Genomic DNA, 10,708 nt, shown 5'->3' on the forward strand with positions numbered 1-10,708 from the left:
CAACATGAAGAAATTAGCTATATCAACTATACTGCTTGGCGCTTTATGTTTCTCCTCCTGCAACAAATGGCTGGATGTGAAACCGGAAGCCGAGACCACCAAGGACGAATTGTTCAAAACCCAGAAGGGATTCCGGGATGCGTTGACCGGTGCTTACATCAACATGAAAAGTGGGGATGTGTACGGCTCGTCGCTGATGTGGGGCAACATCGAATTTATGGCCCGCAACTGGGATGTGGTGAATACGAGCAACGTGGCCCTCACCGCCCTGGCCAACGCCAACTACAATGAAGCTACCGTAAGGGAGTGGCTGGATAAAACCTACGCCGGTTTATACAAAGTAGTGGCCGGTGTAAACAGCATCCTCGAAAACATAGACATACAGAAAGGCGTTTTTACAGACGATAACTACGCGCTGTTAAAAGGGGAGTCCCTGGCGCTGCGTGCGTTCATGCACTTCGATGTATTACGCATGTTCGGCCCCATGCCCGATAATCCAGGAACAACGGCCATCCTGCCTTACGTAAAAGAAGTATCACACCAGATCATCACACCGGTGAGTTACCAGGAGTTTGCCCGTGAAATACTGGCCGACCTCGACGCCGCAGAGGCTTTACTGAAAGATGTAGATCCGCTGACGCAGTACTCGCTTGCAGAACTGAACCCAAGCGCTACCAGTGGATTACCACCAGTAATTGCTGATAACTACTACATGTACAGGCAGATCCGTATGAACTACTATGCCGTGCTGGCCCTGAAAGCCAGGGTGTACATGTGGTTATCCGCTTCCGATGCCACGAACAAAGACAATGCAGTGAAATATGCACAGATGGTGATCGACGCGAAAGATCACCTGGGTCAGCCTACGTTCAGGCTGGGCAGGGAAAGCGATCGTGTGGCAGGTGACTTCACTATGTCGCCCGAGCATATTGCAGCCTTAAGTGTATACAACCTGGAGTCGGTCGCCAACGGCGCTTTTGGAGAAACAGGCAGCCTGGTGCGTAACGACTTCAACATCCAGGACGGGTATTACTATCTCAATAACCTGTTCCCCGTAGCCGAGCGTACATCAGACGTTCGCTGGACAGGGTTATGGTCGTACAAAACATCAGCCGGTAACACCAGTTATGTGATGTACAAGAAGTTTATCCAGCGCGGTAGCTTCCCCGTACTGCAGGTCCCTTTGCTGCGCCTGAGCGAAATGTACCTGATACTGACAGAATGTGCCACTACCAAAGAAGCGGCCGAAGGGTTCTATCGTACATACGCTGCGCAGAAAGGTATTCCGTTCGTGAACGGGTTCAACATCTCCCCATGGGAAAATGACCGTAAGAATAAACTGATCAGGGAGTACGTGCGTGAGTTTTATGCAGAAGGACAAACCTTCTTCGCCTACAAACGCTTCAATGTGTTGGCACTACCACAAAGCTGGACCGCCACCTATTATACCGCCACATCGGCCAGGTATATCGTACCAAAACCCGACCGGGAGATTAATTACCATAACAACTAAGTGCTATGAAGAAATTAGTATTATATATCGCTGTGCTGATGGTAACCGCCATTGGTTGTAAAAAAGCAGAGCAGCTGGTATACAACGATATCGCACGTATACAATTGCACGATACTGCTGCAATGAACTTCACCTTCGTATACGATGCCGCTACTGTGGTAAAAGATACAGTGTATGTGCGCGTAAACACCATCGGTGGTATAACTTCAGCCGACAGGCCCGTGAAATTTGTGCAAGTGCCCGAGTATGATTATACCTACGTGCGTGATCCGATCACTAACCAGATCATTGATACCGTGGAAACGGAGCGGCCTTTTAAGGCGGTGCCCGGCATTCACTACCTCGACTTTAATGATAAAGCTGCCCCTCCGATGGTGGTGAGTGCAGACAGTGCAAGGGCTTTCGTACCTGTAGTATTGCTGCGCGACCCGAGCCTGAAGGAAAATACGTACCGCCTGCGTATTCAGATCGCAGCCAACGATGCGTTTGGGTTAGGTGAAATTATGGCAAGGGAAATGACCATCATCTTCTCCGATCGCCTGGAGCGTTTTTACTCCTGGAGAACAGACAATACCGTGTCGCCCGCCTTTAACAACTTCGGTAAATACAGCACCGGCAAACACCAGTTCATGATCGACGCCTTAAAAACGAACATCAATGAAGAGTGGTACCAGGCAGCCTTAACGGCTGGCGCTATGCAACAGTACAGAAATGTAGTGAAGCAATTGCTGACCGAGTTTAACGCCAACCCGGCCAATATCGCCAGTGGTAAAGCGCCATTAAGAGAAACGGATAATCCCACCAGTGCGGTGGTTACATTCCCCTGATCTAAACCAATATTAACAACATGAAGAAGTTATATATCATTACCACGGCTTTGCTTACCCTGCTGGCAGTGGCTTGTAATAAAGATGACAGCACTGGTGGCGATCCGTTGCCAGAGGTGGTGGTAACCGGTTTGCAGGAGAGTTACATCACCTATACCCGCCGCGATACCTTACGCATTAACCCGGAAGTAGCGAACGAAGGTCAGTATGAATTTTTCTGGACGGCTTTCAGTACCAACTTTACACAAGGTACAGGCTTAGTGCCTAAGGCCGATACCATTGGCCGGGCGAAGGGGCTGGACTATGTGGTAACACTAACGCCAGGACAATACTACCTGGTGTTTAACGTGAAGCATAAGGCTACAGGTGTGATCAAACTGATTCGCCTCGACATGAACGTGGCTACGCTGAACATGAACGGCTGGTATCTTTTAAAAGATGACGGCACGAAAACAGACTTCGATTTTATCCACAAAGAAGGCCGCATCAATAACTGGATCGCGTTTTATAATGATGGCAAAAGCCTGGCAGGTACAGCCGTGAAGGCGACATTCGTACCTGGCTTTAAGATGTCGCTTACCTCCACCGATTTGTTTAATACGTTGGTAGTACTGTCTGACAAAGACGCTGGTATTTACCGGGTAGATAATGGAAAGATCGTGCGGAGCTTTGATGATATGTTCTTTCTGAAACCAGCCACCCGTAAGTTGCAGAACGTGCTTACCTCGATGAGCGGTTCTAACATAGAACTGATCAACGATAACAAAGCTTACTCGATGACGAAAGGTGCGCTGTTCACCGATTTGCCTAATACCTATAAACCATCGCCCATCGCTGCAGTAGCGGCCATGGACATTGGTTTCGATGAAATTACCAAATCAGTGTTTTGCTATAACAATGCTGCTTACTCGCCACTGGGTACGGCAGGCAACGACCTGAAAAATATGAATGCCAATGTAGTTTGGATGGCCGGGTACGCCGGCATACGCAGCGTGGCGATGGCCTTATTCCGCATGACCGATGGCAGGGGCGTGCTGGTAAAAATGAATGGTCAGTATGGCCCGCTGGCAGGTTTCAGCTCACCGCTGATTATGTCGAAAGATACCTTGTCTGCCGAGCATGGCTTAATGCAGGCCAGTGTGATCGGTGGTAACTACGATGCGGACTATATCTACTACGCAGTGGGCAGGAATGTATACCTCACCAGCGTGGCTACCCGTACGGAGAGCCTGCAGGTAACATTGCCGGCCGGGGAAGTGATCACCAGCATCCAGCATATTAAATACCCGCAACCAATGAGCGCCACCGTACCGCCGACTACCGATTACCTGGCGATCGCGTCCTATGCCGACGGTCATTATAAAATATGGCTGCATAAGATCAGTTCAACCGGTACCATACAATCGCTGGCAACACCCAACTTCGAAGGAGAGGGCAGGGTCATCAATGTCACCTATATGGAACAAGGTCAGGGAAGCCGGACTTTCTAATCAATAACAGGCAAGAGATCATACTGAGGCCACTGTAATACAGGCGGCAGGGTGATCTCTTGTCTTTACCCAAACCCAACTAATACGGAAATGATGAGAAAATCGTTATGCTTAGCCTTTGCCTGCAGCCTGTTTACAGGTACCCTGCTGGCCCAAAGCGCTCCAGACACAGTTCTTGTAGCTAAACAAAAAGCAGAACTGAAACAGGCGCTGAAAGAATATGATAAAAGACTGGACGACCGGCAAACAGCCTACCTGGCCGTACAAACCGCCAAAGTAAAGTACGATACGCTCGGCCTGGCCGTATATCGCTATGACATGGCGGCCATAAAGCGGGAAAGGAAGGCTGCGGAAATAAAGTTCGTGAAGCAGCGCCCCGGTTATTACGCCAGTATCGATGCGCTTAAAGATGCCATTGGTCCCATCCCCGACGATATTACCATTTACGACAAACTGTTCAAAGGGCTGAAAAAGCCAGTGCAGCAAAGTGAAGAGGGCAAAAAATTAAGAACGACGATTGATAAGTACATGGCGGTTAGGCTGGGCGTAGAGGCCCCCGGCTTTTCCGCAGCCGATACAGCTGGTGTGGCGGTGGAATTGTCCAGCTACAGAGGCAAGTATGTCCTGATCGATTTCTGGGCAAGCTGGTGTGGCCCCTGCCGTGAAGAGAACCCCGTAGTGGTGGCCGCTTACCATCGCTTTAAAGATAAAAACTTCGACATCCTGTCTGTATCGCTTGATCAGCCGGGCAAAAGGGCCGACTGGTTAAAAGCGGTGTACCAGGATAAACTCACCTGGACACATGTATCCGACCTGCAATACTGGAACAACGAAGTCGCGAAATTATATATGGTGCGTTCCATTCCACAAAACTTTTTGATAGATCCCAACGGAAAAATCGTTGCGAAAGACCTGCGCGGCGAACAGTTGGTAAACAAACTAGAAGAAATACTCAAATAACCATGCTTAGACTTAACATTACTTTATTTGCGTTGCTTGGCCTTGCTGTGGCCGCCCATGCACAAAAAGCCACGCCTGCGGACACCTCCGTTAAAAAAACGGATACCATTCCTTCTGCCATTAAACCGTATGCGCAGGTAATTACTGCGAAGGCGAAAACGTACAGCGGTATGTTTAAAGTACACCAGTTAAACAACCGGTACTACTTCGAAATTTCCGACACCATGTACAACCGCGCCATACTGGTAGTAAACCGTATCGCGAAAGCCGCAGCAGGGCAAAGGCCGCAAATGACCGGTTATGCCGGCGATCAGATTGCCGAAAATGTGATCCACTTTGAAAAAGGGCCAGATGATAAAGTGTTTATGAGGTTGATGCGTTTTTCTGAACGCTCTGCCGATACCACTGCCGATGGTTTATACCGTTCTGTGATCAACTCCAACCTCGACCCTATCGCCGCGGCATTCCCGGTGAAAGCCTATAACAAAGAGGCCAGGAGTACGGTGATCGATGTAACGGATTACCTGAACACAGAAAACGAGATATTCTATTTCAGTCAGCAAACCAAAACAGTGCTGGGCATTGGTGGCCTGCAAAGCGACCGCTCGTTTATCTCCGCCATCAAAGCGTTCCCGCTGAACATAGAAATACGCACCACGCGTACCTACCAGAAGAACCCTGCTCCGGGCGGGCAGCCATCTACTATCCCCGATACCTATGAACTGAACAGTTCGTTGGTATTGCTGCCGGAAGTACCGATGAAGCCACGTTACCACGATGCAAGGGTAGGCTTTTTTGCCAGGGGTTATATCGACTTTGATGCCGATCCTCAGGGGGTAAAGCAACAGTACCTGGCTACCCGCTGGCGACTGGAGCCTAAGGAAGAAGACATAGAAAAATACAAACGCGGCGAACTGGTGGAGCCGAAAAAGCCCATCATCTACTATATTGATCCCGCTACTCCAAAGAAATGGGTACCGTATTTAATAGCAGGGGTTAACGACTGGCAGAAAGCTTTTGAGCAGGCAGGTTTCAAAAATGCGATTAAAGCATTACCAGCGCCGGAAAATGATACAACCTGGAGCATAGACGATGCCCGCCATAGCGTAATCGTATATAAACCTTCGCAGATCGCTAACGCCAGCGGCCCGCATGTACACGATCCCCGCAGCGGTGAGATCATCGAATCGCACATCAACTGGTACCATAATATCATGCAGCTGGTACACCACTGGTACATGATACAGGCAGGCCCGATAGATCCTGCCGCCCGTAAAATGAAATTCGATGATGAACTGATGGGACAACTGATCCGCTTTGTATCATCTCACGAAGTAGGTCATACCCTTGGCCTGGCGCATAACTTCGGTTCCAGCTCCACCGTACCGGTGGAGAAACTGAGGGATAAAGCGTACGTAGAAGCACACGGTCATACCCCTTCTATCATGGACTACGCCCGTTTCAACTACGTAGCCCAACCGGAAGACCATATCAGCCAGAAAGGAATATTTCCAAGAATTGGTGAGTACGATACCTGGGCGATTGAATGGGGGTACAGGTGGTATCCACAGTTTAAAACCGCCAAAGACGAAGGTGCTTTCCTGAATAAACTGATCATCGATAGTCTGGCTGCCAACAAACGCCTGTTCTTCGGTCACGAGAACGCCTCCGGCGATCCACGCAGCCAAAGCGAGGACCTGGGCGACAACGCAGTACTGGCCAGCAAATACGGCATTAAAAACCTGCAGCGCATTATACCACAACTGCGTACCTGGACGAAAGAGCCAAACGAAGGTTACACCAGTTTGAAAGTGATGTACGAAGAAGTGATCAGGCAATACAGGGTGTACACCATGCAGGTAATGAAAAACATCGGCGGGGAATATGAAACATTTAAAAGCGTGGAGCAGCCCGGCGTACAGTTGGAAGTAGTGGAGTACCAGAAGCAGAAAGATGCCATGAAGTTCCTGAACGACTACCTGTTCACCACGCCCACCTGGCTGGTAAATGATACCCTGACCGCTTTAACCGGTACCGATCCTTTTATACACATCGTATCCGGTCAACATGCCGCGCTGATGAAGTTGCAGGGTTCAGGCATGCTGATTGGTTTGATGAAGGACGAAGAGATGCATAAGGGCGTGAGGACTTACAAAGGCACCGAATTCCTGGAAGATCTCAAACGGGGCGTATGGAGTGAACTTTATTCCAACAAACCCATCGACATGTTCCGCCGTAACCTGCAGAAGATATACATCGATAACAGTCTCAAAGCTTTCAGGGCAACCAATGAGATCGTAGGCCGGAATAATGGCAACGGTACTATCTTTTACATCAATCCCGACCCTACAGGCAACGATGTATCCAGCATCATGCGCGCCCACCTGACCGCCTTACGTGCAGATATCCGTAAGGCCATACTGGTGCAGAACGGCGTATCCAAATATCATTTGCAGGATATGGAAGTAAGGATCAACAGGATACTCGAAGGCAAAGAGTTGGCCTATAAACCATAACCCACCATATAAAAACGACCATGAGGCCTCGCGCAAGCGGGGCCTTTTTCGTTGGCGGGTGTTGGTTATTAGCGGGAAAATAGGCATCTTGGCGGCCGGAAAAAAAATGAAAAATGAGGATCGGAAAAACTACCCCCAACGACTACCCCGCCATCGTGCACATCTGGGCATCATCGGTAAAAGCCACGCATCACTTTTTAAAAGAAGAGGACTTCCTGTTTTTCCAGGAGGTTATACCTGCCGAATACCTGCCGCAGTTAGAAGTATACCTGCTGGATGATAAAGGCCCCAAGGCATTTATAGCCGTGGCCGGCGATAGCCTGGAGATGTTGTTTGTAGCTGGAGAGGAGAGAGGGCGTGGTTACGGGAAAGTATTATTGCAGTTCGCCATTAATGAATTAGGGGTTACGCGTGTAGACGTAAATGAACAGAATGAGCAGGCGGTAGGCTTTTATAATCGTATGGGCTTTGTGCAAACGGGCAGGTCGGCGGTGGATGGTACGGGCAGGCCTTATCCGATAATACATATGGCTATACGAGGTTGAGGTGGCTCAGGCTTCAATGCCCGTATTATTTTATTTGTAACAGCATAAGAGTTTAAACTTGTTTCGTAAATATTTAATATATTTAAGTGTTCGGTCATGTCAGTGACCATAGTCCCGCCGGATGGCGGGAAAAAGAAGCAAAATCTGAGTTGTTAGTGACGCCTCCGCAATACCGGTTTAAAGAAGCCGGAAACGTACAGCTGGCCTGGATTAGCAATAACGGCAAATATTTAAAGAGTAAACAGATATGCAAATAGAAGTTTTAGCAGTTGACGGCGACTATATTATTTTCCGCAGTGCCGCCGGCGATGGCGTTGGTTACTACCAGTACAGCTATAGCGAAGTAGCTGCAGGAAAGGAATATGACGTAGAAGTAGACGTAGACTTTGATCTTGAACTTGGCGATAAGATCAGTCAAAGTGCTGATAAATCTACGTTCATAAAACTTGACAACGACATTAACATTATCAATTGTTTTGTTGAAAGCATTGATGGCGAAGATGATTCGGCGTGCCTGCGTATTGCGGCCGACTTCGTAATGATCGTATACAATAACGATCCTAAGATAAAGCAGGGCGACTACCTGGAAATAAGGGTAGGTAAAGAGGAATTAGGGATTACGATAGTAGGTTAAAAATATTAAAACACTATAGGAACGATCTTCCCGGTATAGGCCGGGAAGATCGTTTTTTTTTATGAGGTTATTTGCCGATGATGGCGGTTTTAGTCTGCCATTCTTTACCATTGAACACTTTCACAAGGTAATAACCGGCTTTAAGGCCGCTCACATCTATCACACTTCTTCTTGATCCCTGTGCATTTTTGATATGTTTGATCTGGTTGCCCAGTTTATCAAGGATGATGATTTCCTGGATGCTCGTTGTGCTGGTAACACCGGTAGCTTTCTCGTCCACTTTAACCTCCAGGTTACTGGAAGAAGGGTTGGGGGAGAGGGTGAAGAATGAGCCGAAGCAGGTAACTGACATTACGGAACCCTCGCTCCAGTCGCTCCAACCACATAGGTTTTTAACGCGCATACTTATGATATAAGCACCACCGGGATGAGGCCTGATCCTGATGCCTCCATTGTATACATTAAAACAGCTACCCTGGCCGGTGTTGTATTGGACATCGGCCGGTGCGGGGTTAATGCTCCATTGTACTTCTGTGATGCCGTGCTGGTTAATAGGACATACCAGGTTTCCATTGTAAGTGGCACCCACGTTTGTATACTGACCAGGGCAGAAATAAGTGTCAGTGTAGATGCCGATAGCGTTTGGATCCAGCGCGCCCTGTCCGGTGATATTTGTTTGTAACGCTACAGAGCCACACCGGTTAGGAACACTGACTGTGGCAGTTACAGTCGCATTCGTAGCCACCCCGGATACGGTAGTCGGGTTACCGCCCGAGAAGGTAAGAGGGGCTGGGCTGGTCCAGGTAACCGTGCTGCCGGCAGGCAAGTTGGGCACACTGAGGGAAGTGGAACCGCAGAAAGGGGTGGTACCGGTAATAGACCATTGGTTAGGCACCCTTGTTAAGGCAGCGCATAAATTAAGCCTGCCCCAGCCGAATTCATCACTTACACCGTTCGTATAAGTTACACCGCCTATTTGATCTGCTGTTTGTGTAAGGATGTTGAATACTGCTTGTTGCGTAAGCGTATTGTTGAGTGATAGCACAAGCGCAGCCGCTGCTGCAACCTGGGGGCAGGATGCGGACGTGCCGCCCATGCGGCCGGTATAAGAAAGATTGTTCGTACCTGTTGTAGGAAGTATATCTCCAACTGACGGAGGAGCCGGCATAAAGGGATCATTCCAAGGGTTATAACCTGTAAGTCCTGGTATGTCAATTGTCCAAACTTCAAGGGTTTCATTAAAAATTTGATTTGCATACGCGTGATGTGACGGAGCTACGATATCTATGATCTGGTTATTGACAGCGCCGCTACTGGTAGGGCTATAGTTCGCCTGCCCATCGTTTCTGTTAGAAGCGCCAACAGTGAGTACCCCGTTGATGTTTACATTTGAGGGAAATGCTACGGTACCATCAATACCGAAGTTGTGAATAGCACTGTTGCTGGCGGAAAATGCCACGATACAACCAAGGTTACTCCTGCCTTGCGTTACCGCCCTTGTAATGGCATTTACGATAGCCGGGGAGAAGTTGGGGTTTGTTTGGTTATTAAAGCCCCAGCTATTGGAAATTACATGTGCGCCGTTTTGCCACGCAAAGTCGATAGCATTCGCCAAGCCCGCTGCATCAGCGCCAGCAGTTTCACTCATGATCTTTATAGGCATAATCCGTACACTAGGAGCGACACCAGAAATGCCTTCATTGTTGTTCTGAGTGGCCGCAATAATCCCGGCACAGGCATTGCCATGGTTATCACTGGCTCCGGGACTGGGGTCATTAGCATTTTCTCCAGGGACAAAATTAGAACCGTTAAGCCTCACTTGCCGTGTATTTGGAAGATCCGGGTGATTAGATGTTACCCCTTGATCCAGAACGGCGACAATGATATTGTTGTTGCCGGTAGTACGCGTCCATGCAAAAGACGCATTGATATCTGCATTAGCTGTTCCAGCATGATTTTCTACCGGGTTAAACACCTGGCCGGTATTCCGGAGGTAAAACTGGTTAGCAAAATAAGTATCGTTCGGGATTACCTGGTGTAGTTCAATAGGGGCAATGAAGTTAGGATAACTAAAAACAGCCAGTTTCGTCTCCTGTATACGATTCGCTACATCCAGCGCATCCAGGGAAAGAGCTATCTCCAGCAGGTAAAAGAACTTTCCTGCGTTAATCTTTATAGTGGCAGGATCTACCCCGGCTGCTTTGATCACATCGTTAATATTGC

The 10,708-nt window shown here is 48.6% G+C and carries 8 protein-coding genes; 7 read left to right on the plus strand and 1 reads right to left on the minus strand.

The window, feature by feature from the left end; translation table 11 throughout:
* Positions 1–4 precede the first annotated feature (4 nt).
* The 7 genes from QZT80_RS00505 to QZT80_RS00535 all read left to right on the plus strand — a co-directional run bounded on the left by QZT80_RS00505 (position 5) and on the right by QZT80_RS00535 (position 8,485).
* The gene (locus QZT80_RS00505) at positions 5–1,513 is read left to right on the plus strand and encodes a RagB/SusD family nutrient uptake outer membrane protein (RefSeq protein ID WP_295116536.1); all 1,509 of its coding nucleotides are present in this window, start codon (positions 5–7) and stop codon (positions 1,511–1,513) included.
* 5 nt (positions 1,514–1,518) lie between these two features.
* A complete protein-coding gene (locus tag QZT80_RS00510; RefSeq protein WP_295116538.1) occupies positions 1,519–2,340 on the plus strand; it encodes a DUF4843 domain-containing protein in 822 nt (273 codons plus the stop codon).
* Between the two features lie 20 nt (positions 2,341–2,360).
* Positions 2,361–3,830: a PKD-like family lipoprotein gene (locus QZT80_RS00515; protein WP_295116540.1), complete on the plus strand. Its 1,470-nt coding sequence runs from the start codon at positions 2,361–2,363 to the stop codon at positions 3,828–3,830.
* Between the two features lie 90 nt (positions 3,831–3,920).
* A complete protein-coding gene (locus QZT80_RS00520; protein WP_295116542.1) occupies positions 3,921–4,790 on the plus strand; it encodes a peroxiredoxin in 870 nt (289 codons plus the stop codon).
* Between the two features lie 2 nt (positions 4,791–4,792).
* Complete coding sequence (locus tag QZT80_RS00525; protein WP_295116544.1) at positions 4,793–7,306, plus strand: zinc-dependent metalloprotease; 2,514 nt, start codon at positions 4,793–4,795, stop codon at positions 7,304–7,306.
* 113 nt (positions 7,307–7,419) lie between these two features.
* Positions 7,420–7,851, plus strand: coding sequence for a GNAT family N-acetyltransferase (locus QZT80_RS00530; RefSeq protein WP_295116546.1), 432 nt, complete (start codon positions 7,420–7,422; stop codon positions 7,849–7,851).
* Between the two features lie 247 nt (positions 7,852–8,098).
* Positions 8,099–8,485, plus strand: coding sequence for a hypothetical protein (locus QZT80_RS00535; RefSeq protein WP_295116548.1), 387 nt, complete (start codon positions 8,099–8,101; stop codon positions 8,483–8,485).
* A gap of 67 nt (positions 8,486–8,552) precedes the next feature.
* On the opposite strand, the gene QZT80_RS00540 is transcribed toward QZT80_RS00535, so the two are convergent.
* The coding region (locus QZT80_RS00540) for a S8 family serine peptidase (RefSeq protein WP_295116550.1) at positions 8,553–10,708 on the minus strand (2,156 nt) is incomplete at its 5' end.

This window comes from uncultured Chitinophaga sp. (assembly GCF_902168175.1).
Classification (GTDB): domain Bacteria; phylum Bacteroidota; class Bacteroidia; order Chitinophagales; family Chitinophagaceae; genus Chitinophaga.

Bases quoted from the DNA above. Each gene is read 5' to 3' on its own strand.
- QZT80_RS00515 (WP_295116540.1), top strand. From the start codon at position 2,361: ATGAAGAAGTTATATATCATTACCACGGCTTTGCTTACCCTGCTGGCA.
- QZT80_RS00520 (WP_295116542.1), top strand. From the start codon at position 3,921: ATGATGAGAAAATCGTTATGCTTAGCCTTTGCCTGCAGCCTGTTTACA.
- QZT80_RS00530 (WP_295116546.1), top strand. From the start codon at position 7,420: ATGAGGATCGGAAAAACTACCCCCAACGACTACCCCGCCATCGTGCAC.
- QZT80_RS00510 (WP_295116538.1), top strand. From the start codon at position 1,519: ATGAAGAAATTAGTATTATATATCGCTGTGCTGATGGTAACCGCCATT.
- QZT80_RS00525 (WP_295116544.1), top strand. From the start codon at position 4,793: ATGCTTAGACTTAACATTACTTTATTTGCGTTGCTTGGCCTTGCTGTG.
- QZT80_RS00535 (WP_295116548.1), top strand. From the start codon at position 8,099: ATGCAAATAGAAGTTTTAGCAGTTGACGGCGACTATATTATTTTCCGC.
- QZT80_RS00505 (WP_295116536.1), top strand. From the start codon at position 5: ATGAAGAAATTAGCTATATCAACTATACTGCTTGGCGCTTTATGTTTC.